Source organism: Planctomycetota bacterium, from assembly GCA_016207825.1.
Taxonomy (GTDB): Bacteria; Planctomycetota; MHYJ01; order JACQXL01; family JACQZI01; genus JACQZI01.
In genome coordinates this window covers 16,451-41,204 of sequence record JACQZI010000039.1, presented here as the reverse complement: position 1 = coordinate 41,204, position 24,754 = coordinate 16,451, and the positions used below count along the sequence as shown (strand labels likewise).

20 protein-coding genes are annotated in these 24,754 nt (G+C 48.3%); 11 read left to right on the top strand and 9 right to left on the bottom strand.

Going from position 1 to position 24,754, the window contains the following annotated elements; genetic code table 11:
* Genes HY811_12070 through HY811_12045 form a run of 6 tightly spaced genes read left to right on the top strand, consistent with a single transcriptional unit; the run spans position 1 to position 6,723 of the window.
* Positions 1 to 1,926 (top strand): trypsin-like peptidase domain-containing protein, encoded by a 1,926-nt coding sequence (locus HY811_12070; GenBank protein ID MBI4835539.1) that lies wholly within the window; start codon positions 1 to 3, stop codon positions 1,924 to 1,926.
* 21 nt (positions 1,927 to 1,947) lie between these two features.
* Positions 1,948 to 3,147, top strand: coding sequence for a thiolase family protein (locus HY811_12065; GenBank protein MBI4835538.1), 1,200 nt, complete (start codon positions 1,948 to 1,950; stop codon positions 3,145 to 3,147).
* A gap of 4 nt (positions 3,148 to 3,151) precedes the next feature.
* Positions 3,152 to 5,332 carry a hypothetical protein gene (locus HY811_12060; protein ID MBI4835537.1) on the top strand — a complete coding sequence of 727 codons (2,181 nt, stop codon included), beginning with the start codon at positions 3,152 to 3,154 and terminating at the stop codon, positions 5,330 to 5,332.
* Positions 5,333 to 5,347: 15 nt separating this feature from the next.
* Entirely contained in the window at positions 5,348 to 5,815 is a 468-nt protein-coding gene (locus HY811_12055) for an OB-fold domain-containing protein (GenBank protein ID MBI4835536.1), read from the top strand.
* A 6-nt stretch (positions 5,816 to 5,821) separates the two neighbouring features.
* Positions 5,822 to 6,100 carry a hypothetical protein gene (locus HY811_12050; protein MBI4835535.1) on the top strand — a complete coding sequence of 93 codons (279 nt, stop codon included), beginning with the start codon at positions 5,822 to 5,824 and terminating at the stop codon, positions 6,098 to 6,100.
* Positions 6,101 to 6,108: 8 nt separating this feature from the next.
* On the top strand, positions 6,109 to 6,723 hold the full coding sequence (locus HY811_12045; GenBank protein MBI4835534.1) for a cyclase family protein: 615 nt from the start codon (positions 6,109 to 6,111) through the stop codon (positions 6,721 to 6,723).
* Positions 6,724 to 7,568: 845 nt separating this feature from the next.
* Here HY811_12045 and dnaK read toward each other — a convergent pair.
* Positions 7,569 to 9,488, bottom strand: coding sequence for a molecular chaperone DnaK (gene dnaK / locus HY811_12040; GenBank protein ID MBI4835533.1), 1,920 nt, complete (start codon positions 9,486 to 9,488; stop codon positions 7,569 to 7,571).
* A gap of 25 nt (positions 9,489 to 9,513) precedes the next feature.
* Entirely contained in the window at positions 9,514 to 9,927 is a 414-nt protein-coding gene (locus HY811_12035) for a MerR family transcriptional regulator (GenBank protein MBI4835532.1), read from the bottom strand.
* Between the two features lie 244 nt (positions 9,928 to 10,171).
* On the opposite strand from HY811_12035, the gene HY811_12030 reads away from it, so the two are divergent.
* The gene (locus HY811_12030; GenBank protein MBI4835531.1) at positions 10,172 to 12,880 is read left to right on the top strand and encodes a hypothetical protein; all 2,709 of its coding nucleotides are present in this window, start codon (positions 10,172 to 10,174) and stop codon (positions 12,878 to 12,880) included.
* A gap of 165 nt (positions 12,881 to 13,045) precedes the next feature.
* Positions 13,046 to 15,097: a right-handed parallel beta-helix repeat-containing protein gene (locus HY811_12025; protein ID MBI4835530.1), complete on the top strand. Its 2,052-nt coding sequence runs from the start codon at positions 13,046 to 13,048 to the stop codon at positions 15,095 to 15,097.
* A gap of 97 nt (positions 15,098 to 15,194) precedes the next feature.
* Here the strand turns inward: HY811_12025 and HY811_12020 are convergent, their stop codons facing one another.
* From HY811_12020 to HY811_11990, 7 genes are all read right to left on the bottom strand, one after another.
* Positions 15,195 to 15,668 carry a hydrogenase maturation protease gene (locus tag HY811_12020; GenBank protein MBI4835529.1) on the bottom strand — a complete coding sequence of 158 codons (474 nt, stop codon included), beginning with the start codon at positions 15,666 to 15,668 and terminating at the stop codon, positions 15,195 to 15,197.
* A gap of 20 nt (positions 15,669 to 15,688) precedes the next feature.
* Entirely contained in the window at positions 15,689 to 16,984 is a 1,296-nt protein-coding gene (locus HY811_12015; GenBank protein MBI4835528.1) for a Ni/Fe hydrogenase subunit alpha, read from the bottom strand.
* A complete protein-coding gene (locus tag HY811_12010; GenBank protein ID MBI4835527.1) occupies positions 16,981 to 17,724 on the bottom strand; it encodes an NADH:ubiquinone oxidoreductase in 744 nt (247 codons plus the stop codon). Before HY811_12010 ends, HY811_12015 begins: the two co-directional genes overlap by 4 nt.
* Positions 17,721 to 18,563, bottom strand: a complete 843-nt coding sequence (locus HY811_12005; GenBank protein MBI4835526.1) for an FAD/NAD(P)-binding protein — start codon at positions 18,561 to 18,563, stop codon at positions 17,721 to 17,723. The genes HY811_12010 and HY811_12005 overlap by 4 nt, the downstream gene beginning before the upstream one ends.
* Positions 18,564 to 19,625, bottom strand: coding sequence for a 4Fe-4S dicluster domain-containing protein (locus HY811_12000; protein ID MBI4835525.1), 1,062 nt, complete (start codon positions 19,623 to 19,625; stop codon positions 18,564 to 18,566).
* A 131-nt stretch (positions 19,626 to 19,756) separates the two neighbouring features.
* Positions 19,757 to 20,296 (bottom strand): DUF502 domain-containing protein, encoded by a 540-nt coding sequence (locus HY811_11995; protein ID MBI4835524.1) that lies wholly within the window; start codon positions 20,294 to 20,296, stop codon positions 19,757 to 19,759.
* Positions 20,297 to 20,349: 53 nt separating this feature from the next.
* Entirely contained in the window at positions 20,350 to 21,768 is a 1,419-nt protein-coding gene (locus tag HY811_11990; GenBank protein ID MBI4835523.1) for a HEAT repeat domain-containing protein, read from the bottom strand.
* 237 nt (positions 21,769 to 22,005) lie between these two features.
* Here HY811_11990 and HY811_11985 point away from each other — a divergent pair, with 237 nt between their 5' ends.
* The 3 genes from HY811_11985 to HY811_11975 all read left to right on the top strand — a co-directional run bounded on the left by HY811_11985 (position 22,006) and on the right by HY811_11975 (position 24,629).
* Positions 22,006 to 22,260 (top strand): hypothetical protein, encoded by a 255-nt coding sequence (locus HY811_11985; GenBank protein MBI4835522.1) that lies wholly within the window; start codon positions 22,006 to 22,008, stop codon positions 22,258 to 22,260.
* A 65-nt stretch (positions 22,261 to 22,325) separates the two neighbouring features.
* On the top strand, positions 22,326 to 23,315 hold the full coding sequence (locus HY811_11980) for a hypothetical protein (GenBank protein ID MBI4835521.1): 990 nt from the start codon (positions 22,326 to 22,328) through the stop codon (positions 23,313 to 23,315).
* A gap of 75 nt (positions 23,316 to 23,390) precedes the next feature.
* Complete coding sequence (locus tag HY811_11975) at positions 23,391 to 24,629, top strand: peptidylprolyl isomerase (protein MBI4835520.1); 1,239 nt, start codon at positions 23,391 to 23,393, stop codon at positions 24,627 to 24,629.
* The last annotated feature ends 125 nt before the right edge of the window (positions 24,630 to 24,754 follow it).

Here is a 24,754-nt window from a genome sequence, read left to right as displayed (position 1 = left end):
ATGATTCGTAAATTATTGATTATCGTTCTCTTTTTAGCCGGCAGCGTTTGCCTTTTTGCGCAGGAAGCTGAGGAAATGGCGGAAGAATCGGAAGAAGTTATGGAGGAAACAGAAGAAATTTCTCCGCCAGAGGAAGAACCGACCACGGAACCGGAAATAGAACCGCCCGCGGTCGAGGAACAGCCTCCCGCGCCTAATGCCGAGGATACCCTTATAAAGAAAATCGACCCGGGCGTGGTCGAAATAAAGCATGAACAGGCCATCGGCAGCGGCTTTATCATCTCCGCAGATGGTTACATCCTGACCAACGGCCACGTAGTTGCCTCAGTTCTTTATGACCGTGAGGAAGACGACCCGAAAGCAACCGCGAAAAAGATAACCGTTACGCTTTTTGATAATACGCGCTACCAGGCGAAAGTAATAGGCCATTCGCTCGACCCGGATGTGGCATTAATCAAAATAGACCCTCGCGAGCCTTTGACACCGGTAAAAATAGGCAATTCGGATAACGTAAAAAGCGGGCAGAAAGTTTACGCCTACGGTTCTCCCGGCGGGATGAAACGAACTCTTACCGCCGGTATCGTCAGCAATACCGAACGGACGGATTTGCCCACATTCACAAAGGTGCTGCAAACAGACGCTTCCATTAATCCGGGAAACAGCGGCGGCCCGCTTCTTACCGAAGATGCCGAAGTAATTGGAATCAATACCTACGGCGGAAGGGGCGGCCAGGGATTCACCATCCCCATTAATTTTGTCCTTGTTCTTAAGGACCATTACCTGAAATACGGATATTTTAAACGTGCCGATTTCCCTTATTTTATCTCCAGTGAAATCTATGATGAACTGGCACAGATATTCGGGGTCTCCGATGGAATCCTGATTGATTATGTGATTCCGGATTCACCGGCTGCCAAGGCCGGCTTGATGAACGGCGATATCCTGGTTGAACTTAACGGAAACGCGGTTTCCGCCAAGGATAAGGCACAAATGCGCGATTTTACCTGGAAACTAAGCACTATGGAAATCGGTTCAACGGTTAAGCTAAAGGTGCTTCGCGGTAAAAAAGGAAGTTACGGTGAACATTTAATCACCGGTAAACTCCTTGAAGATGAACCGGCCGTTGAATATGCCTACCAGTTCGGGGAACTCAAAGAACTTAGATATGATGATATCGGGTTAGGCGTCAAAAGGATGACTCTTGCGACCAGCCTGATTTACCGCATCCCGACCGTAAAAGGCGTAAGAGTGGTCAGGGTAGACGGCATCGCCCAAAAAGCCGGCCTTGCCGAGGGAGATATCATCACCCATATCGACGAACAACCGGTTAACGGATTGGATGACTTCCGCTCGGAGCTGGAAAAGCGTTTAGCTAAGACCCAGAAATATATACTGATCACCCTTCAGCGCGGGAACGATACCGTCAAGACCGCGCTTAAGCCTAATTACGAGCTTTCCGAGAAAAAAATAGTGGTCATTTCTCCGGATGGAAAATCCGAATACGCGGAGCTGGTCAACCGGTTCCTGATTACGAACGGATGTTTCTTAATCAATATTACGCCGGGCGATAAAAAACTGGACAAGCTGGAATTCGATGCCGTGCTTCTGGCCAATGGAGAAGGCGTCGAAAGCCTCTGGTCGGATAAAAACATCCTGGAAATATTGAAGCAGGCCGTTGACCAGAAAAAAGTAATCGGCGCAATCGGCGGGGCGTCTATCGCGGCGCTCTACGCGGATACTTCCCTGGCCGACAAGAAAATAACCACCGACGAAACATTTTCCAAGCAGATTATGGAAAAAACCAAGAAATATACCGGTAAACCCGTCGAACAGGATGGCTTATTGGTGACCACCACCGCCTTCGAAAAGAAAATAGTAAAATATTTCCTGGGCGAATTTCGAAACGCGATAAAAGGCAATGAGTAACTGAATTTAAGGAGATGACTGATGGCAAATAAGAAGTTCCGCAACGTGGTCCTGGCAGGCGCTTCGGCTTCCGCGCCGGAAAGGGCGGTCTTGGGGCAATCCTACCGGCAATACCTGGCAAATGTCGTCAAAGACGCCCTTGCCACCGCGCATCTTACCACGGCTGATATCCAAATCGGCGCCATTTCCTATAACGAACGCAATATCACCGAAGGCGCTTTAGGCAGCGTCGTCGCGGACGCGCTTGGAATGAGCCCGATTCCTTTTGTCTCTCTCTCTCAGGCATGCCCGGCCGGCGGCATCTGCGCCGATATCATCTGGAATTATATCGGCACCGGACGCTACGACGTCGGCATTGTCCTGGGAATTAATAAACCTGATAACTTCGATTTCCGCGATGCCATGGGCCCGATCGGCAACTGGTGTGATTTTGATTATATGCTCGGCTTCACCCACGAAAATTACGGCGCTCTTCGCGGAGAATATTACAAGCTTAAATACGGCTACGACGATAAAGCCGCCGCCAAATGGTCTTACCAGTGCCACTGGTATGCCCGCAAAAACCCGATGGCTCTGCATAATTCCGGACCCTTGCCGACCGATGATGAACTCAATGAGCAATCCCCGGCCGGATACCGGATGCGCACCGCCACCGGGCGCAATATGGCCACCTGCCTCATCCTGATGAGCGAGGAAAAAGCCAAAAAGCTCGGACTTCCCCAGATTTATATCAACGTCTCATACATGCATAGGCCGGTTTATATCGGCAACCATTATTTCTTCCAGGATAAAAACGGCAATTTCTCCAAGTATGATATGGCTGACCAGCCGGCTATAAAATTGGCCGCCGAAGAAGCCTATGAAATCGCCGGCATTAAGCCTGAAGATATCGATATCGCCCAGGTGCACGACCTTTCCCTTTACGACGGCATCATGGCAATGGAATGGCTAGGCATCTGCCAACCCGGAAAAGGCGGGCACTTCGTTTTGGATGGACAGACCGCCATAGAAGGCAAATGCCCGACCAATACCGATGGGGGAGCGATTGCCTTTGCCCATTCATCCGCCGGAGGCGATTTCCAGTCCAAGGCGTATGAAAATTGGCTCCAGCTTCTTGGCAAAGCCGGAGAGCGCCAGGTAAAAAACCCAAAAGTCACCGTCGCGCATGCCTACGGCACGCATCATTCACTCGATGTAGTCGGAGTCGTCAGGAAAGGATAACCGGATGAAGCGTGTTTTCTGCTTGCTCGTATTTGGCGCAATGCTTACAGGTTGCGGGAATAATACGGCCGCACCGGCTGCCGAGACCGACCTTATCGGCGCGCTGTTACACTCACGCGGGCAGACCAGGGAAACCGCCTGCTTTGATAAAGACCTGGTTGACCCCATGCTCGCCCAACAGGCTCTCGTCCAGGCGCATTTTAAGCGTTACTGGAAAAGCCCGTGGGAATTCCCAAAATTTGTATACGGCTTGGCCGATGCAAACGAAAGCGTCTCACAAAAAGTCGGCGGACTCTACGATTTATTTACCATCGGCACAATCAGGACCGGTCACCGTGTAACGGGGATACAGGATTTCGCTCCTGTCTTTGAGCCCAAAACCGGACACCCGCTCATCGAGGCGCTCGGCATGCTTTACGAGCGTTGCGAAACCACATTAAGCGAGGCGGAAAAAGAGAATGTCGAAGCCCTTATAAGAAATACACCAGCGGAAATCCAGCTCGCCCTGGCAAAACTTGTTTACGCCGCCGGCGAGGCGAAATATTACCGCGACCGCGCCTTGCGCGATATCCCAAAAGAACGCTGGCCAAAGGCGCTCGAATTCGCCCAGCAGGCATTTAACCCAAAGTCGGAATTCGAAGGCGGCGATATCATCAACTGGGATTTCGGGCTTAAAATAGATTTCGACGACCTTTATACCGGCGGACTTTTCCCGCTTACCGCCTCACTCCAGATGGAAAAATTCCTAAACCAGCAATTGGTAGCAATAAAAGAAATGAAGCCTAAAGACGAGCAAATAATCGAGCTTGATATTGATTTGATTGATATGGAATTTGATACGCCTTTGGGCAAGGTCGCATTCCGCGGGAAGAAGGAGGATAATACCTACAACGCAAGCGATTATCTCCTCATCATAGATTTGGCAGGCAAAGATACCTATAACGGCAGTGCCGGGGCTTCCTGGAAGCTGGAACACCCTGTTTCCACGGTTATAGATTGGTCCGGTGATGATAGCTACCTCGCCGATGAAAAAACTCCTTGCGCCCAGGGCGCCGGCATTTTAGGCTACGGATTCCTCTTTGACCACGGCGGCAACGATACCTTCCGCGCTTTTGATAATGCCCAGGGAATGTGCTATTTTGGCGTGGGCTTCCTTTGGGTGGATGGGGGAGACGACTCCTTTGAAGGGCGTTATGCCGCGCAAGGCTCCGCCTCTTTCGGCGTGGCGGGATTGGTTAAATCAGGCGGCAGTGATAAATACTATGCCTGTTACACGAGCCAGGGCTTCGGATTTACCGGCGGCTACGGATTCCTCATCGACCGCGACGGTAACGATACATATATTGCCGAGCCTTACAAGCTCTTCAGCCCGGCAAAAGGCGGGCACGATAATATGCGCAATTATAATTTCTGCCAGGGCGCCGGCTGGGGACAGCGCGGGGATTTAAGCGGAGGCCACTCCATGGCCGGCGGCACCGGAATACTCCAGGATTTATCAGGCGATGATTCCTACCAGTGCGGGGTCTATGGGCAGGCAACCGGCTACTGGTATGGAACGGGCATCCTACACGATAAAAAAGGAAATGATAAATACGAAGGCTCGTTCTTCGTCCAGTCCGGCACCGCCCATATGGGACTGACCATGTTCCTGGATGAGGAAGGCAATGATACTTACCACGTCTGGCACGCCATCTCCCTGGCCGGCGCGCACGATTTATCCGTTTCCTGGTTTATCGATAAAGGCGGCGATGATACGACCTCCTCCTGGGAATGGAAGGATAAAGAAGGCGAGCAGACTTTGGAAGAAAGCGGGATAAAAGACGAAGGCGGCGGCACGCTTATCGGCTCCGCCATCACCACCTCAATCGCCATCTATCTCAATATCGAAGGCAACGACACTTACCGGTTTTACAGCAAGGATAGCTTTGCCTGGTGTTTACACAGAGCACCACCATCTTCATGGAGGTATGATATAAATAATATCGCGATGTTTATAGACCTGGGCGGAAAAGATAATTACGACCTCAAAAATAATCCGCCGGATGACTTGCGCGAATGGGGAAAAGTCGGGAATAATACGGCCTGGAAAAGAATAACGTCGACAAAAGGCGAGGAAGGCAATCCCGATAAAACATTCAGTATCGGTATTGATACCACGACCGGCAAAATAAAAGAAGTAAGATAGAGAAAGGGTCATAATATGAACAGCCAGTTTCCGGAACTCATCCCAAGATTGGAAAGCTATTCGACCATAAAAACCTGGCGCGAACGCGCAGGCCGTTACCGCCTGGAAGGCACACGCTGCAAGGAATGCGGGGAAAAATGGTTCCCTCCGCGCACCGGTCTTCCCTGCCCCAAATGCCATAAATCTAATATGGAACCGTACGAATGCGCTCGGACCGGAGAGGTCATCTCACTGCAGAAAGAAATAATGGGCTATCCCGCCATGGGTTACGGCGAACTCGCCCCGCGCAATATCTGCCTGATACGACTTGATGACGGCATACATATTATCAGCGAAGTAATGGATTGCGCCGAGGATGAGGTCAAGCCTGCCCGGCCAACGGAGAAAAAACCAGGCACCCGCGTAAAGATGGTCTTCCGGAAGCACAAGCGCGAGGAAAGCGGCAATTGGATGTATGGATATAAGTTTGTGATTGACAAATAAACTCTGATGTGGCCGCTTATTCTGCTTATTATCTTTATCATCCACACCGTGGTATTCGGCTGGCTTTTTATTAGGAAGCGGCATTTATACCAGCTTATCTTTACGCTCGGGTTTATCTGCCTGATTGCCTTTTACTCCGCCAAGGTAATGGAAAAGGAGATAGAAGCCTTAAAATGGATCAGGTGGGGCGGATTCGCCATGTTCGCGGTTGCCACACCAATGTTTATCGCGAATGTCATCAGGCGCATTGCCGCCCGGAAGAAAAAGCCTAGCAAAGTTAGCTAATTAACTATATGAAGCTGATAGATTTAACCATGCCTTTGAATGCCCGAACGCCCTTGTGGCCGGGCGATCCGAAACCGGAATTCCGCCAGCTGGCCAATATCCGGAAAGACGGTTATACCAAGCACCTGATTTCCCTTAACACCCATTTCGGCACGCACATTGACGCGCCCTGGCACATGCTGGCCAAGGGCAGGAAGCTGACCGAGTTCCCGCTCCGTCGCTTTATCGGCACGGCCAAATTATTCAATGTCAAAGGGCAGAAGGAAATAGATATTCCGTTAGCGCGCATAAGGCGCAATGACATCGTGTTATTGCGGACCGACCATAGCCGCAAGGCGTATGATGCCGATTATTTCCGGACTAATCCGGTCATCAGCCGTAAGCTGGCCGAAGGCTTGGCGCGGAAAGGCATCGGCATTATTGGGCTGGATAGCTGCAGCCCGGACAACGCGCCCTTTGACCTGCACAAGATATTCTTCCGGAAGGATATCCTGATACTGGAGAACCTGGTTAACCTGGATAAGATACACCGGCCGGAATTTACCATTTACATAATGCCGATAAAATACGACCGAATAGACGGGGCGCCTTGCCGGGTGATTGCGCGTCTCGGCGCCGAATAAACCCCGGTAATCCCATAGCGCCCGTGATGAGAATTCCGGAATTCAGGGGAGAGCCCTCTAAAGGGGACGCCTAAATCTATTATATTATTGTAGTGGACAGCATACTGAACTAATGAACATACAGAGTGGAGGGATTAATCGTTAATTTATTGTCATACTGCTATTTTAGACCAACGGAAAATAAATAAAACTATCCCGAATGGGAGGCTTCGCTCTGGGTTAATAAAATATTCCCGCCTGCCCTGACTTCAGGTGGACCGGAAGAAAAGACGGAAAAGTGAAAAATCGTCGTCCTAATATTCTTGTGTTAAAAGAGTTATGCCGATGGGATGCCCCGAATTATCCATGGAATTGGGGATTGAAATCCAAACACTATATAAGAGGATAGAGCGGCTGGATAAGCAATACCAGGCCAAACGCAAGCTCCTGATCGGCTAAGAAAACAGGGAAGAGAATCCCCTCCTATATATATCCGCCTGCCACCCCTGCCCCCCGTGGGGTACCCCCTCCTACCCCCTGGATATACCCCCCTCACCCCCGTGGATCCCATACTGCCTACCCCAGGATATCACGCTACTTACCCATATATTACATACCACTCACCCGTGTATCCCATGCCACTGACCCGTGTATCCCATACCTATTACCCCTGCATCCCATAATCCACCCCTACGGTCCTCACTCCACCTTGTTATACACTAAACCTTCTCTGTTGACAATACGATAACTGTATTTTTATGCTTTCATTCGCCGGTTTGGGCTGTTTGTTGTTAAGGATGGGACAGATGGCTTGGTCAAACCCGCCCTCGGATACTTTATCCGAGGGCGGATTGATGTAACACACTTCACTTGGCTTCGAATTCGGCGTCGATGACGTTTTCGTCTGACTTTTTCTCCTTGCCCTTGGGCTCTTCTCCCGGAGCTTCTCCCTGGGGCGGGGGAGCGCCCGCGCCGCCCTTTGCCTTTGCCGCTTCTTCATACATCCGCTGAGCAAAGGTGTGGCTCGCCCTGGTCACCCCTTCAATCGCTTTCTTGATATCCGCGGCGTCATCCTTGTCCTTCGCCTTCTTTAACTCCTCTAAGGCGGAAGTGACCTTGGATTTTTCATCGGCGCTTATCTTATCCCCCATGTCGCTCACCGACTTTTCCGTTACATATATCAAATGGTCCGCCTGGTTACGGGCGTCAATCAGCTCCTTCTTCTTCTTATCCTGCTCTTCGTATTTCTTGGATTCATCCACCATCTTCTTGATATCGTTTTCGGTCAGTCCAGAAGAGGATTGTATCACAATCGACTGCTTCTTGCCGGTTGCCATATCCTTTGCCGCCACGTTGAGTATTCCGTTGGCATCGATATCAAAGCTGACCTCGATTTGCGGGACTCCGCGCGGTGCCGGAGGAATGCCGGCCAATCTGAATTTGCCCAAAGTCCGGTTATCCGCGGCCATCTCGCGCTCGCCCTGCAGGACGTGGATTTCCACCTCGGTCTGGCTGTCCCCGGCGGTGGAGAATATCTCTTTCTTGGAGGTCGGAATGGTCGTATTGCGGGTGATTAAAGCCGTCCGCACTCCGCCCAGGGTTTCTATGCCCAAGGTAAGCGGGGTGACGTCCAAAAGCAGGACGTCCTTGATATCGCCTTTCAGAACCGCGCCCTGGATTGCCGCGCCGACGCCGACCACTTCATCCGGATTGACGCTTCTGTTCAACTCTTTCTTAAAGAAATCCTTGACGATTTCCAAAACTCTCGGAATCCTGGTCGAGCCGCCGACCATGACCACTTCCTTGATTTCTTCCACGCTCAGTTTCGCATCCGCCAATGCCTGTTTGCACGGCGCAAGGCTGGAGAGCAGTAAATCATCCACCAGTTGGACGAATTTGGCGCGGGTAATCTTCATGACCATGTGTTTTGGTCCGGAGGCATCCGCCGTGATAAAGGGAAGATTGATTTCCGTTTCCATGGAGCTGGAAAGCTCGCATTTGGCTTTCTCGCAGGCTTCTTTCAGGCGCTGGAGCGCCATCTGGTCTTTACGTAAATCTATTCCCTGTTCCTTTTTGAATTCATCCGCCACGTAATTAATCAGCCGCTGGTCGAAATCATCGCCACCCAGATGGGTATTTCCGTTTGTGGAAAGGACTTCCACCACGCCATCGCCCACTTCCAGGATGGAGATATCGAATGTGCCTCCGCCTAAATCGTAAACGGCAATCTTTCCGGCCTTCTTTTTATCAAGCCCGTAGGCAAGCGCCGCGGCAGTCGGTTCATTGATAATGCGCTTGACATCAAGCCCGGCAATCCTGCCGGCATCCTTGGTTGCCTGGCGCTGGCTGTCGTTAAAATACGCCGGAACGGTTATGACCGCCTCGGTGACTTTTTCGCCCAGATACGCCTCCGCGGTTTCTTTGAGGTTCTGGAGGACCATGGCGGAGATCTCGGGAGGGGAGTACTGCTTGCCGCGCGATTCCACCTTGACCAGGTCATCAGGCCCGCCGACTATTTTGTAGGGGACCATCTTTTCTTCCTGGCCGACTTCCGAACGACGGCGTCCCATAAAGCGCTTGATTGAATAAATGGTGTTGGTCGGGTTAATCACCGCCTGCCTCTTGGCCAAATTCCCGACAAGCCGCTCGCCTTTGTCGGTAAACGCGACGACAGAGGGCGTCAGACGGCTGCCTTCCTTGTTGGTTATGACCGTGGTTTCATCTCCTTCCCTGACGGCGACGACAGAAAGTGTCGTGCCCAAATCTATCCCTATTATCTTACCCATATTTTGCTCCTTTCAATATTTAATTTTATTGTTGTTTGGACTTCTTAAGGTTTTTCCCCTCGCTTTTACGCGAGACAATCGTAATCGAGCGCCCTGAGCTGTAACCGACCATCCCGGGCGCGGAAAATCCATGTGTGTACATGGTCTCTTCCATTTCCAGTATCACCTTGACCCCGTCCACCTTGACCTTGCGCTCCTTCATCAGGTACCAGATGTGGCTGAGTTTATTCAATTCCTCCTGTGAGTAAAGCCTGACCTTGCTTTTCTTACGGTCAGGGGAGACCAGTTTTTCCCGGTCAAGCTGCTTCAAGACCCAGACCGGAATATCGAGAAGGCGCGAGATTACGCCGCTCGTGAAGACGGGTTCGGTGCGGTTTATCGGCACCGGGGGAAAGATTTCCCTGGGTTTCTTGATGATTTTAGCATTCTTCTTTTCCATAATCTCTCCTTTCCTCACAAAAGCAATATATCAAATTCGTGAAGATTTGTCAAGTTTTTCGTAATATTTTTTACGCTTTCCGAAATATTATTTTCGCTATTATCAGTACGCCGATTGAGCGGATAACGCTGATTATGAATTTAAATCACCTGACAATTACTTGACAGGAACGCTTTAAAACGATAGTAATCTATTATTTGCCAAAATCGCGTTCTCAGTTAATTAACAATATGGAGGATAAAAAATGAACAGGCTGCCAAAAGGAATGCTTGTAAGATTATCCCTGATATTTTCCATGGCGGTAATTTTTGCCGGATGCATGGGGATGGGTTTTGCTTCCATCGCCATCCCGAATTTTTTAGTGGTCGGAATGGGCCCCTCATGGGATGGCCACTATGATGATGCCGCCGTTCCTGAGATTAAAGACGAACCGCTTACCCCGGCGGCGGAAAAACGCATCAAAGAACTTATTCCCCAACTCAATGCCGAAGAATGGCAGGACCGTGAAAATGCCATGGAAGAACTTATTAAGATGGGCAAGATGGTCATTCCCTTTGCCATCGAGGCATATAACAGCTCCGAACCGGAAGTAAAAATGCGGGCGAAAAAAATCCTTAATACCACCGGCGGCTGGATAAGAATCCCGGCGCTTGCCGAAGAGCGCATCAGGGCGCTCTTGAGCGAAATAGATACTAAAGATTTGCGGCCCGAGTATCTGGTGGATAGCTGGTCATTGCGGTATTACGGCGCTTTAAGCTCATACCAGCTGCAGCGCGCCACGGCAGATTTATACAAGGGTCTTAAATCCGCCGGCAGCGAAGTCGTCCCCGCACTGGTTAAGAATCTGGAAACGACGACAGAACCTATTAACAAAGCCATACTTCTCTACATCATCGGCAAATTGCCTTCCAAAGAATCCACTTCGGCAGTCGCCAAAATGGTTAACGACAGCAACGACTCCGTCAAATACCTTGCCCTGGACGCGCTCGGCAAACTGAAAGATGAAAACGCCGTTCCGGAACTTATTAAAGCGGGGCAGAGCTCTGATGAAAATATGCGCATTCTGGCTTATGGCGGCTTGAGCAATTACCGGACTAAAGAAGCGACCAACTTCCTGTTGAAAGGCTTGTCCGATGACAACCCGATGGTCCGGGTCACTGCCTGCAGCAGTTTGAGCCGGATTAGCTCGGGCGAGCGTTTCGGCTATAATCCGTATGATTCCAAGCCAAGCCGGGCCGCGGCCGTCGCATGCTGGCAAAAATGGATTGAGGAGCAAAATACAAAACCGGCCGCATTAAAACCTCCTAAGATTTCCGCATATCTGGCCCTTCGGAATGTCCAGAAAATCAAGGATGCTTTCTTATCACTGCCTTGCTGGGAAGAGGATAGTGAGCTTAAAAATACCGCCACGCAGCTCTATGAAATGTACCTGCCGATTATTGCCCAGGAAACCGGCATTCCGGCGGAAGTTGCCAGGCAGCTGATTGATTCCGTTAACGGCATCCAAATCGCCTATTACGGCTCAAGCGAAGCCGAACTCAAAGGAAAAGACGACCTGTTCCATAAACAGACTATCCCGAATGTGTTTGCTGAAATAGCTTTTGACAAACCCGACCAGCTCAAAGAACTCTTTGCCGGTCCGCTGGCAAAATATGTTTTCCTAAAGGAAAAACTCGAAGGCAACGATGTCTTTTGCATCAAGCCGGGCATCTGGGCATGGATTAACGAGCGGGGGCTGGCACTGGGAATGGATAAAGAAATATTTAAGGGAATGATAATCTCGGGCGGGCTGGAAAAACGCATGCAGGATGAAGAGCATTACCGCTTTGCCAAAGAACGGCTGGGAAACGAAAGCTATTTATGGGGATATATGCTGCCGGGAGATTTGATTGCCTCATCATTCTCCCCGACTGGACGGGGTTCATTGAGGGGGTACCTGCAATTTGAATCCGCCACGGACCTGACCAGGATTAAATCTTATTGCTTCGGAGTAACGATTAAGGATAACCGGTTTAGCGACACGGAAATCATCCGGCTTGACCCGGGCCACGGTTTCTATAAGATTATCTGCTCCAAGCAGGCTGACCAAAAATCGCTCTTAAAAATGATGCCGGCGGATAGTTTCTTCACCGCCACCTGGTCTTTTAGCAAAGATTCCGCCAAGATATGGGAAGAAGGATTTAAGTATATTTTAAGCAAAGCGAATGACTTCGGAGAAGATGATACCGAGGAAGAAATAATCGAAGAAATGACCAATGAAATGGGAAGCAAACCGGAAGATATTTTCGGGCAGGTTAACCAGGGAGCCGGCGTATCGTTATCTACAATAGGGCGGCGGGGACCAACCGGATTTGTAATCTTCCCGGCTAAAGACGCGGAGAAGGCGAAAGAAACAGTCAAGGGGTTTGACAGAGGCAAGTTCGGCCAATATAAAGAAACAGAACACAACGGGGTTAAAATCTACGGGGAAGACAAAGAAACCCCTTATTCCTTTTTTGATAATAACTTTATTATGGGTTTTGAAAGGCACTGCGAGCCCCTGAAAAACATGATTGATACCGCTAAAGAAGGCAAAACAATGGACAAATTATTGGCGTCCCTGGAAAAAGAAGGGCTGAAGCCGGAGGCGGTCAATAACGCCTCACTTTTAATCGTGCTTAACCTGCATTCCATATTGGGGATGCTGAAAGATTTCGGCATGCGCTTGCCGGTCCCTCTTGAGGCAATGATGTTCGGGGTAGAAAAAGATACGGTTGTCGTCGGCACGATTGGACTGGATAAGCCGGATGAAATTAATGTCAACTTCTGGTCTAACCTGAAAATATCTAAAGTCATCCACGGGGCTTTGAAAATCGGCAGCCAGATGATGGGCGGCGGTGAAGGGTCGGGCCGGAAAAGAAGGCCGCAGCCTAAAGACGATGATGAAGAAGATATGGAAGAAGAGGAAGAATAACTCCTCTTTACTTTATCTCGCAAGGCGCTCTGGCTAACTCAGGTTTACCCCGATGAATAACCGGGATTTTAACACGTTTGCGCATCAGCATTAGCACTATATATTGACTAATCATTAAACCATTCATAAAATACGGTTACTCGCGTGATGATTTAAGGATTAAAGATGAGAAAAGTTATCTGGAGCGTGTTGACCTTCTGTATTATACTCCTGGCAATAGCGGATAAACCTAAATCGGCAACTGTGGCATTCTACGTGGCACAGGACGGCAATGACGCCTGGTCCGGTAAAATTGCTTCTCCTAACCAGGAAAAAACAGACGGCCCATTCGCCACCCTGCAAAAGGCATGCAATGCCCTGCGCGAAACCAAAAAGAACCAGGATTCCCCTGTTACCATATCAATCCGCAACGGAACCTACTTCCTATCCGAACCTTTGGTTTTCAGCCCGGAAGATTCCGGCGCTGATGAGTCACCGGTTACATTCAATGCCTACATGGATGAAAAGCCTATAATAAGCGGCGGGCGGATTATTACCGGATGGAAGAAAGCCGCCTTAAACGGAAAAGATATCTCGATGACAGAAATTCCCGACGTCAAATCCGGCAAATGGTTTTTCCATCAACTCTGGATAAATGGCCAACGCCGCTCCCGCGCGCGTTATCCGGACAAGGGCTACCTTAAATTAGCGTCCGTCCCGAACAAAACTCCCCAGTCACAGTGGACAGACGGGCAAATTTCCTTCGGGTTCCATCACGACGACCTGAAAACCATCCAAAACACCAAGGATACTGAAGTACTCCTGATGAACCGCTGGATAGAATCCCATCTACCGGTTTCAGCCATTGACCATGAGAAAAACCTAATCACTTTTACCGCCCGAACCGTATTCCTGCCGGATGTAAACGACCTCTATTATGTCGAACACTCTCCTGACATACTGGATTCTCCGGGCGAATGGTATCTTGACCGCGAACGAGGAATTCTTTACTATTATCCCTTGCCCGGCGAAGACATTAATAATGCTGCGGTGATTGCACCGGTCATTCCGCAACTCGTTAAATTGTCGGGAAATCCAGAATCCGGCAAATTTATTCGGCATATTACCTTTTCCGGCTTGACTTTCAGCCATACGGAATGGCGGCTGGCGCCGGAAACGAGCGGCTTCTGCCAAGCGGCTTTCGGTGTGCCCGGCGCCGTTTACGCGGAAGGAATGCAGAACTGCGGGTTTGAAAACTGTGAGATATCACATATCGGAACCTATGGGCTGGAATTCTCCCGCGGTAATGCGAATAACGTAGTCACAAACTGTGATATTTTTGATTTAGGCGCAGGCGGAATAAAAATAGGCGAATGTGGTTGCCGGGAAAACCCTGCTGAACAGACCCATGATACTGGAATCTCTAACTGCCGTATCCATGATGGGGGAGTAATCTTCCACAGCGCTATCGGCGTATGGATTGGGCAAAGTTATAATAACACGCTTAAGCATAACCTGATTCACGATTTTTATTATTCCGGCATCTCCATCGGATGGACATGGGGTTATGGCAAATCACTGGCTAACAATAACAAAGTGGAGTCTAACCATGTGCACAATATCGGCATCAAATCAGGAGAAGCCACACCCATCTTAAGCGATATGGCCGGCATCTACACGCTCGGTATCCAGCCCGGCACCGTAATAAGAAATAACCTGTTCCATGATATCGGCGCACTTCAGTATGGCGGCTGGGGCATTTACTTTGATGAAGGAAGCACCGGCATCGTGGCAGAAAAGAATATCGTTTATAACACCACGCACGGCGGATTCCACCAGCATTACGGAAAAGAAAACATCATACGAAACAATATATTCGCTTTTGGACGCGACCAGCAACTGCAATTCACCCGGCCGGAGCCGCACCTGAGATTCACCTTTGAAAAGAACATCATTTACTGGAATGGCGGCAAGCTTATCGAAGGCAATATCAGCGATTTCCAATTCGCCTTTGACAAAAATATCTACTGGAATGAAAACGCAGGGAAATTCGTTTTCGGCGGATTTCCATGGGAAGCCTGGCAGGGAAAAGGAATGGACACAAACTCTCTAATCGAAAACCCGCTCTTTGTTAATCCCAAGAAATACGATTTTACGCTTAACCCGAAATCCCCGGCCTTAAAACTCGGCTTTGAACCAATCCCGATCGATAAAATCGGGATAATTAAAAATAAATAATGGAGGGTGCCCAACAAGAAAAATAGATTTGGGCGCCCCCGCAGTCCCGCCTTGCGGGGCGGAGTGGGGGGAAAAGAACCGCGGTAGATTAAGACCTCTATCTTAATTCCGCCAATATCTGCCGGATGGCAGCCGGAATAACGGCTTTAAGCTCGTGTGTCAGTTCCAATCCCGCCGCTACCTCCTTGGGCTGAATCCCGAATATGACCACATCCAGGCGCTTCCCTAATGATTCCGCCAGCTTAAAGACCTCGGAAATACTGTTCTGGTGCATTGAACTGTGCGTTTCATCCAGGATAAGGCGGGCTTCATCCAGGCTTATCCTTTTAATCGTGCCGGGAACGGATTTCAAATCTATCGCGTCTATGATAATGATTTTTTTGTGTGTTGTTATCGCCTCAAATAAATTAAGGCCTCCGGTTCCGCCGTCCATAAGCGTCACGTTTTTATGGAGTGGTAGTTTTTCCAGTTTCCTCGTGACATGAATCCCAATCCCATCATCCTTAAGAAGGGTGTTACCTATGCCGAGAATCAGGACAGGATGCTTGGTAACCGGTTTCTTTTTAGGCATATTCCAAACTGCCGCGGGATTTATACAAACTCCACTTTCAGCATATGGGTAGAGCAGGAGATGCAAGGATCATATGCCCGGACAAGCATTTCCAGGCCAAGTGTTATTTCCTCCTTGGATTTATCCAGAATCTTGGGGACCAGACCTTCCATATCCTTCTGGATATTGGCGTGATTCTGGTTGGTTGGGATAATGCAATTGGCGTTCACCAGGATGCCTTTTTTATCGTAGGTATATTCGTGGAAGAGAATGCCGCGGGGCACTTCTACCGCGCCGACTCCGGTGCCGGCCTTCACCTTAACCTTAGGCGTTTCCGCCTTGATTCCTTTTTTAAGAATCTTATCGATAAGGCGGATGGCATCCTCAGCCGCGTGGATGGATTCCACGACCTGGGCGATGGTGTTCATATAAGGGTTATGGCAGGGCGCTTTTAAGCCCAAAGTTTTGGCGGCCTTTTGCGCCAAAGGCGAAAGCTGCTTAAAGTTATTATTGAACCTTGACAAAGCACCCACAAAATACGATTCGCGGTTATGCTTTGTGTATTTGGCAGTGGACTGGGACACGCAATATTCATTGGTGATTTTCCGGTATTGGCCGGCCGGAACCAAACCGGTATCCGAGGAACAAATCTTGCCGTCATAAAATGCATATTCCTTGGTGTTTTTCAAGGAAATATATTCGGTTTCCCTCTGGAAATCCGGTAGCTTCAGGGTGGCAAATAATTTGACCGTCGCATCGAAGTCTTTCAATGCGGATTTAATTTCTGCCTGCAGGTTTTTCAATTCCTTTGCCGTGGGAAGCTTGGAAAATCCTTTTACCACGAGCCTAATCGGGTGGATGGCGCGCCCGCCGATGGTTATAACGATATCATTGGCGAGTTTTTTAAGCCTGAGCGCCCTTAAGACCACATCCGGATGCGTTTTGACCAGGGGAAATACGCTGTTGACGCCCAGGAAATCCGGCGCGGCCAGGAAATAATAATGCAGGACATGGCTCTGGATAGTTTCCCCGTGGAGGATGAGTTTCCTCAGCATCACGGTTTGTTCCGATGGGGTAATGCCGAACGCATCTTCGGTTGCTTCCAAAGAAGCCATCTGGTGGCCGACCGAGCAGATACCGCATATCCGGGAAACGATTGAGCAGACTTCCTTATAGGAACGTTCCCGGACCATTGCCTCAAAAAACCTTGGGGATTCCGGGACAGACCACAGGATTTTTTCTATCCGGCCGTTTTTGGCGTTAACGGTTATATTACCATGGCCTTCAACACGGGTAATTTTGTGGACATCAATATTCAAGTCTTTCGTCACTGTCATTTTATCACCTCCGTGCATCCGTTATATTTTTTATATTGCGCGATAATTTCATCGGCGGTCAAGCCGTATTTTTCCAGGACGCCCTTTTCCGCATTGATATTGGGTTTATCCATCAGACCCCGGCATCCGCAGCAGCCTTCGTTATTGGTGGGGCAGATTGCCGTGCATCCGGCCAGGGTAACCGGACCCAGGCAGAAGGCGTCTTTTTCGAACATGCAGACATTTTCCGCGAGCTTGCATTCATAGCACACCGGCACATTCGGGATTTCCGGTTTTTTACCCAGAAGCAGCGCCTTGACCACTTTAAGGATTTCTTTCTTGGAAGGCGGGCAACCGCGGATATAATAATCCACCTTAACCACGGCATTGATGGGGCGGGTGGGAATGGTCGAATATAATTTGGCGTCTTTCCCGTAGACGATTTGTTTGACTTCCTCCATGGAATATTTATTCTTCATGCAATTAACGCCTCCGATAGAGGCGCAGGCGCCGAAGGCAACGAGAACCGGGGCTTTCGCCCGGATGTCTTTAACCCTTTCCATATCTTCTTCGGTTGTGACACTGCCCTCGATAAAGGCAATATCGTAATCATCGCGCCGGTCGCTGGAGGCTTCCCGGAAATTGACGATTTCCGTATTCGCGATGATATGGGGCAGCTCCTGTTCGCAATTGAGAAACTCCAGTTGGCAGCCTTCACAGCTGGTGATATCAAAAAACGCCAGTTTGGGTTTATTGCTCATAATGCCTCCCTGATATTTTTAATTTCATTATACCTGAATACAGGCCCTTCCTTGCATACATAGATATTATTCATCTGGCAATGTCCGCATTTGGCCACGCCGCACTTCATCTTGCGTTCAAGGGAAAGGATTATTTCCTTATCCGGTATGCCGACTTTCTGGGCGGCCGCGATGGCGAATTTATACATGACCGGCGGGCCGACGATTATGGCCGTGGTCTTTGCCGGATTGAATTTTATATTTTTCTGGAAAAGGGTGGTGATTAAGCCAACATTGCCTTTCCAGCTGTCATCGCCCACGTCCACGGTCTCATGGAATCTTACGTCGCTTCTGCAGGATAATTGGTTGCATTCATCCGGCATCAGGCGGTCGCAGGCCCTTTTGGTCCCGCAGAAAACAGTTACTTCGCCGAATGAATCCCTTTTATCCAAAACGTAATTCATAAGCGAACGCAGCGGAAAATAGCCGATGCCCGCTGCGACGAAGAGGATATCCCGGCCTTTAAGTTCATCCACGGGAAATCCGTTGCCGAATGGGCCGCGTATGCCGACGGTATCGCCTTCTTTTAACTTATGTATGGCGTTGGTCACGTTGCCGACCGCACGGATGCCGAGCTCAAAGCTTCCTTTTTTGGTCGGGGAGGATGAGATAGAAATCGGCGCTTCGCCTATGCCGAAAACGGAGACCTCGACGAATTGCCCGGGCTGGTGGCCCAGCTCTTTGCCGTTATTCAATTTCACTTCAAAGAGCTTTTCTTTTTCCGTCAGGTTGCAGACACGGCTAAGGGTGCCAATCTGCGGTGCGTAAAGGTTCTTATCGATTTTAGTTTCTGAAAGCATTTATTTTTCTCCTTTTAATCTTTTATAAGCTTCGACCGGGCTGGCGATATCCGGCAGGCACGCCGTTATACAGCGTCCGCATCCGACGCATCCCTGGATGCCGAAGCGGTCGAGCATATATTTCCCCTTGCGCAGCATCCGGTGGCGGGTGCGCGAACTTTTATTCTCACGGAAATTCTCGCCCGTGCCGACCTTGGCGAAATCATCGACTAGGCAGCTGTCCCAATTGCGGGACCGCGTTCCTTCCTTAAGGTTGATGCCGACATCTTCGCGGACATCAAAGCAAACGCAGGTGGGGCAGACCATGGTGCAGGAACTGCAGGCAAAGCATTTTTCGGCAATTTCCGCCCAGTAAGAATGGTCGTAAGATTTTTCGACGAGCGAAGAAAACGCCTTGACACCGCCATCTATTGATAATTTGTATTTACCGGCGGCTTTGGCCATGGCTTTATCTTTTGAAGAGATATCGTTTTCTGCGGCCTTTTTCACCGTGGCGTATTTTTCCAGGAGTTTTTCGCCTTTCACCGTGCCGATTTCGACCAGGTAATTCGCGCCGAGATCGGTCAACATCAGGTCGAATCCGCGTTCAACCGTAGTGGTGCCCATGCTTTTGGCAAACGACTTTCCGTACGGATTAAGGCAATGGATGCCGATGATGGCCGAATTTTCCTTCCTGGATAAATAATTAGGGTCGGGGAAAGTTTCGGAAAACACCTTATCCATAAGCTCGATTGCCCTGATATCATAAGGATGCGCGCCGATTATGGCAACAGGCTTGGTTTCCAGAATCGGTGTCGGTGCGGCCGGGCCGCCCAGATTAAACTTCAAATATGATTCCTTCGGCGGATAGAAATATTTTTTAGGCGGCAGGACCGTTAAATCGTAATCAAGCCTCAGTTCAGAGGCGTTTTCCAAATCATCAAACGCGTATTTTTTGTATCCGGCGTCTTTTTCCTTTACCCCGACAACCCGGTATTTGGCGCCTTTAATCAGGGCGTTGACGAATTTGGCGAAATTGGGTTTGGTGATGATTTTGAATTTCCCGGATTCGGATTTTGACATGTCATTCTCCTAAATATTTAGAACTAAAGAACTCAGTATTATGATGATTATTGTAAAATGATGCAAACTAATTCGGGAAAATTATGGACCGTCCGGGGGATGAATAGGATTTTGATTTGACTTTAGGCAGTTTATTTCCCGCTTATACCGGCTGAAACGATAAATTTCATCATTTCCGCGCCGTCCTTATTTATGGGAATGACATTTTCTTTCGGGCAAATGATAAGATTCCCCGCGAAATTATACGCCTGCGGCAGGTAAACGGCCACATGATCCTTGACGTTAATAATATCCAGACTTTCAGCAGTAATAAACCCCAAAACCTTGATATCCGGGTTTGACAATTTAACCATGACCGGCTTATCGAGCATTTTCTTATCGCCGGCAAGGGCGTTCATAAGGTCTTTTAAGGAAGAATACAGCAATTTGATAAAAGGAAGCCGGTAAAATATCCTGTCTATAAAAGACAATAATCCCTTTGTAAGGATAGTAGAAACCATGAAACCAATAATAGTTATACAAATAAGCGTTACAATGAATCCCAATCCTGGAATCGGGATATTTAAAATACCGTCGATTTTCAGGAACAATTCATAGACGACATAAATAGTTATAACCAGTGGAATAGTGAAGAGCAACCCTTTCAGGAAATAACCGGCTAATTTTTTCATAGACCGTTTTCAGCTCCTTTCAACTCATATCACTTTTAAACGACTCGTCTGTCTCATTGCTTTTGTATTGCCTTCAAAGCTTGTTTGGCTTCCCGGCGGACGGATTCATCAAGGTCATTTGATGCCTCGGTCAGAGCCGGAATCGATTCACTGGCATCCGGTCCGAGAGAGCCCAACGCCTCGGCACAAGCATGGCGAACTCCTGCATCCGCATCTTTAAGCCCGGTTATAAGATGGGGCACTGCCGAATATGCGTTTTGCCTGATGCGACCGATTGCTTTGGCGGCCAGTGAACGGATAAGAGCTGTTTTATGCTTTAAGACTAAAGAGAGCTCAGGAATTGCCGCGGATGCACCAGAACCAAGCCTGCCCAAGGTATCTAAAACATATGCAAGGGTATCTTCATCATTATCCTTAAGCGCTTCGGTAAGCGCAGGAAGGGCATCCACGGATTTTTTACCGAGGTGCATCAGGACATATGCCGCTTTAGCGCGGAATTTCCTATCCTCATCTTTTAAAGCACCGGCCAGCGGCTTAACAGCAGGTAAGCCGATTTTTTGCAATGCCTCGGAAAACGGATAGGTATATTCTTTTTCCTCTTTTAACGCCTGGAGAAGTTCCGGCACGGCTGCCGCGGCTTCTTCTTTGTAAAAACCGATAATGTTTGCCACATCGTACCGTAACTTACGGTCGCTATCTTCTAAGGCAACACTAAGTTGGCCGAGAGTTAACGTGCATCCCATTTTCTGAATTGCCTGAGAAGCCTCAACACGAACCCGGTCATCTTTAAGTGCCTGAATAAGCTCCGGTAGGGCGGAAAGCCCTTTTGCCTCAAGCGCTTTGATATCAGGCAGTGCGCCTTTTAAATCCATCCCTGAAAAGGAAAGGACGCTGACAATCCAGATAATGCCAAAAACCAACGAGCCAACGGCGGCGGCGCCAACCCCGATAAAATGCGCAGCCCGTTTGAACCGGCGTGAATCCTGCTCGATCTTATTTTCCAAAACGGACGGTACGGGAATATCCATCCCGCAACCTTTGCACTGGTATCCCAATGTAAGCGCCGTATACAGGTTAACAAAAGCCAGGATAGCCAATCCGAAAGCCATTGCGCCGATAAATCCAAAAAGAAACCCACAGATTAAACTCGCAAAAATAACGGCTGAGTTTAATAGCGGCGCGTTTAATCCGCTACCGGGTAAAAGAGCGATTTTTCCGCCGCACGCATGGCAAGTGCGTTCCATTTTATTGCTATCCCATCCGCAGTGCGGGCAAACGATTTCATCAGCCGGCATATTCTGCTTGCAAAGATAACATTTCTTTTCTGATAACGCACTTGCCGTGGAAGACGCCTGCTTGAAAGAAGGCACCTTGACATTAGCCCCGCAGGCGCGGCATTTGTAAGAAGTACCGGCTAATTCATCCAAGACTTCAATAGGCTTGCCGCAAAGACAGGCAAATTTGATGCTCATTTATGTTACGACTGACTGTAACATAGTAGGCTGCTATTTGTCAATATCTTTTTGTTCTAGAAACGCAGAAAAAACGAGCCAATAGTTTTTCCAGCGTTCTCTGTGACTCTTTGATAAAACTCCCTGTAAATTATTCCCTTGACATCTGGGAATAGGATAGTATAATAAAATCAAATACGAATAGACTGCAGCAATCAGCCGATCAAGCGGGCTAAAACGAAAAGGAGATAAAATATTATGAACAAACCGGAAATCGATAACAAAGTCGTTAAGGTATTAGCCGAGCGATTTGTACTGACGTTTGAACAAGCGAAGAATCTTTATCTTGCTTATATCCTGGGCGGGTCGTGCGAAGAGGCCGTGGAAGCCGCTTATAAAATGGATGACAAAGTCATGTTCGGGGTAGGAAAGGGAATCATCAGGCAAGTCTTTGCCGCACTGGATGACCTTTACAACAACCCGGAGTATCGAAACGACCCGGAGAATAACTGACCGCGGATTACACGGATTAACAAAACTTTCTGAGAATAAACCACTTTAAATATCGTTCGCCTAAAATGAATAAACTGTTTTTAGGTTTGATCGGATGCCTAATAGTTACATGCCTTGCCTGCAGTTCTCTACCAGAGCCAAAAACTGTTAGAACAGAACCAGAGCAAAAAATCGATAACCTAATTGCTCAATTAGGCGCTAAGGATTGGCAAGAAAGGGAACAAGCCCAAAAAGAACTCGAAGAAATCGGCACCACGGCTTTAGATGCCCTAAGCACCGCGGTTGAAACATCCACAGACCCGGAAATCAAGATACGTGCTAAGAAAGCAATAAAGGATATCCAATGGCTTGAACGCATTTACAACCTGCCCAAAACTTTCGATGAGCGGTATTATACATGGGTAAAAGGAACTGACATAATAGGTTATATGCACTTAAAAATTGAGGATGCGGAATACGAAAAACAACCAGTTTTTAAAGTAACTTCCAAATGGATAAGCAATGACATGATTGAAGGAGAAATGCACCTGACCGCTTATACCCAAAAGAACAAATACCTTTCCCCGATCTATGAGGAAGCAAAGATAGCAAGCAGTGAAGCAAATTGTGATTTTAATATGAAGGTCAAAGACGGCAGAGGCTCGGTAACGCTTAACGTAACTAAATTAGGCATAACAGTTCCTTTTAACCAAGTGGTGGATATCCCTGAGAACACCATCACATGGGAAACCGGGTTTATGTGGGCAACGGCTCTCCCTATGGATGAAAACGAAACGTTTCCATATACCATCTTTTACCTTTGTCCTGTCCATGGTTTTGAAATGCTGTCCACTACTCCGGTCAGATTCATCGGAGAAGATGCGATTTCCTACAAAGGGAATAAAATCAAATGCAACAAGTTCACCGGAACGGTTTCAGAGTGCGAAGTATGCGGATGGCTTGATAGCAGCCGGAACGCTTTAAAAATAAACGCCCAGGGATACAGTTACCAATTTATCCTAACCAGCAGAGAAGACGCTTTTAAAATATTTAATATCCCGAACAATGGAAAATAAGATAGTTTACTTGACATCAATCAATTCATATTATACTGTCTTTCCATATGGCCACCTAATTTATAGGAGCAAATCATGAAAAGCGCATTATTTATATGTATAGCGATTTTATCCGGTTATGCCTTAGCCATAGCAAAGGATGAAAATAAAATGGAAATATTTGAAAAGGAATACCCGGACGACCCTGTTTGCATAATTTCCACCTCAATGGGGGATATTTACATCGAGCTTTTTGCCGATGAAGCACCCAAGACCGTTAGTAATTTTATAGAGCTAGCCGAAGGAGCAAAGGAATTTCAAGACCCTAAAACTAATTTATCAATTACCCGGCCGTTTTATGACGGCCTTATTTTCCACCGGGTAATCAAGGATTTTATGATGCAGGGCGGCTGCCCGAGCGGCGACGGTACGGGCGGGCCGGGATATCACTTTGAGGATGAAATCAACGCCGCGTTATTAGGCCTTGATAAAATAAAGGTTATAGATTCTAAAACCGGAAATGTCGATCCAAGGCTAATGGTACGCTCGCAGGAAGAATTTCTGCAGCTAGTTGCCGCACCGCTTGTTAGACGCATGGGAATTACAAGCGATGAAGAACTTAAAAAAAGAGAAGAAGAAATAAACAAGAGAATCAGCGAGCTAACTATCAAGGAATGCTACGAAAACATGGGCTATAAATACAGCGACAAGTTTAAATCACACGAACCGGTAAAAGGCTCACTCGCCATGGCAAATGCCGGACCTAATACTAACGGCTCTCAGTTTTTCATTAACATGAAGGATACTCCCTGGCTTGCCGGAAAACATACGGTCTTCGGCAAGGTCATAAAGGGAATAGAAGTGGTGGAAAAAGCAGGCGAGACAAAAGTAAACCAAGCTTGCAAACCGGAAACCGATATAAAAATAAAGTCAATCCGCCTTTATAAGGAAAAGACAATTGTAAAAAACGGCAATGCGGAAATAGAGTTTTATGACCTCTTCGACACGGTCAAGAAGAGCGGGGAAGTGAAATATATTCTCTCGCTTTCCAATCAGTCTGACAAACCGCTTTTAAATATCAAGCTTGAATGCACTCTGCCGGATGAATTGACCTTTGTAAATTCCACGGGAAGGACAAAACCAAAAGATTCCAAAAACACGCGCCAGCTGATTTTCGAGCCTTTAGGCAACCTTAAAGAGGGGGAATCAGCCAAATGGATAATCATTGCCAAGGCCGAAAAAAGCGGGGAAGCAATCTTTACGGCAAAGATTTCCGGCCTTAAATCCGGCGACATTAACCTGACGGAAAAGACCGTGATAAAAAAGGCGGAATAGCCGGGAGCCATGGTCGGCAAGCCGCTGAAATAAAGCCCCTATATATTACTGACATCAACAGACCAAATATATCACGAAAAAATAGATACCCACGCCTTTACAGGCGTGGGTATCTATTAAAATCT

Bases quoted from the DNA above. Each gene is read 5' to 3' on its own strand.
- HY811_12070 (MBI4835539.1), top strand. From the start codon at position 1: ATGATTCGTAAATTATTGATTATCGTTCTCTTTTTAGCCGGCAGCGTT.
- HY811_12065 (MBI4835538.1), top strand. From the start codon at position 1,948: ATGGCAAATAAGAAGTTCCGCAACGTGGTCCTGGCAGGCGCTTCGGCT.
- HY811_12060 (MBI4835537.1), top strand. From the start codon at position 3,152: ATGAAGCGTGTTTTCTGCTTGCTCGTATTTGGCGCAATGCTTACAGGT.
- HY811_12055 (MBI4835536.1), top strand. From the start codon at position 5,348: ATGAACAGCCAGTTTCCGGAACTCATCCCAAGATTGGAAAGCTATTCG.
- HY811_12050 (MBI4835535.1), top strand. From the start codon at position 5,822: ATGTGGCCGCTTATTCTGCTTATTATCTTTATCATCCACACCGTGGTA.
- HY811_12045 (MBI4835534.1), top strand. From the start codon at position 6,109: ATGAAGCTGATAGATTTAACCATGCCTTTGAATGCCCGAACGCCCTTG.
- dnaK (MBI4835533.1), bottom strand. From the start codon at position 9,488: ATGGGTAAGATAATAGGGATAGATTTGGGCACGACACTTTCTGTCGTC.
- HY811_12035 (MBI4835532.1), bottom strand. From the start codon at position 9,927: ATGGAAAAGAAGAATGCTAAAATCATCAAGAAACCCAGGGAAATCTTT.
- HY811_12030 (MBI4835531.1), top strand. From the start codon at position 10,172: ATGAACAGGCTGCCAAAAGGAATGCTTGTAAGATTATCCCTGATATTT.
- HY811_12025 (MBI4835530.1), top strand. From the start codon at position 13,046: ATGAGAAAAGTTATCTGGAGCGTGTTGACCTTCTGTATTATACTCCTG.
- HY811_12020 (MBI4835529.1), bottom strand. From the start codon at position 15,668: ATGCCTAAAAAGAAACCGGTTACCAAGCATCCTGTCCTGATTCTCGGC.
- HY811_12015 (MBI4835528.1), bottom strand. From the start codon at position 16,984: ATGACAGTGACGAAAGACTTGAATATTGATGTCCACAAAATTACCCGT.
- HY811_12010 (MBI4835527.1), bottom strand. From the start codon at position 17,724: ATGAGCAATAAACCCAAACTGGCGTTTTTTGATATCACCAGCTGTGAA.
- HY811_12005 (MBI4835526.1), bottom strand. From the start codon at position 18,563: ATGCTTTCAGAAACTAAAATCGATAAGAACCTTTACGCACCGCAGATT.
- HY811_12000 (MBI4835525.1), bottom strand. From the start codon at position 19,625: ATGTCAAAATCCGAATCCGGGAAATTCAAAATCATCACCAAACCCAAT.
- HY811_11995 (MBI4835524.1), bottom strand. From the start codon at position 20,296: ATGAAAAAATTAGCCGGTTATTTCCTGAAAGGGTTGCTCTTCACTATT.
- HY811_11990 (MBI4835523.1), bottom strand. From the start codon at position 21,768: ATGAGCATCAAATTTGCCTGTCTTTGCGGCAAGCCTATTGAAGTCTTG.
- HY811_11985 (MBI4835522.1), top strand. From the start codon at position 22,006: ATGAACAAACCGGAAATCGATAACAAAGTCGTTAAGGTATTAGCCGAG.
- HY811_11980 (MBI4835521.1), top strand. From the start codon at position 22,326: ATGAATAAACTGTTTTTAGGTTTGATCGGATGCCTAATAGTTACATGC.
- HY811_11975 (MBI4835520.1), top strand. From the start codon at position 23,391: ATGAAAAGCGCATTATTTATATGTATAGCGATTTTATCCGGTTATGCC.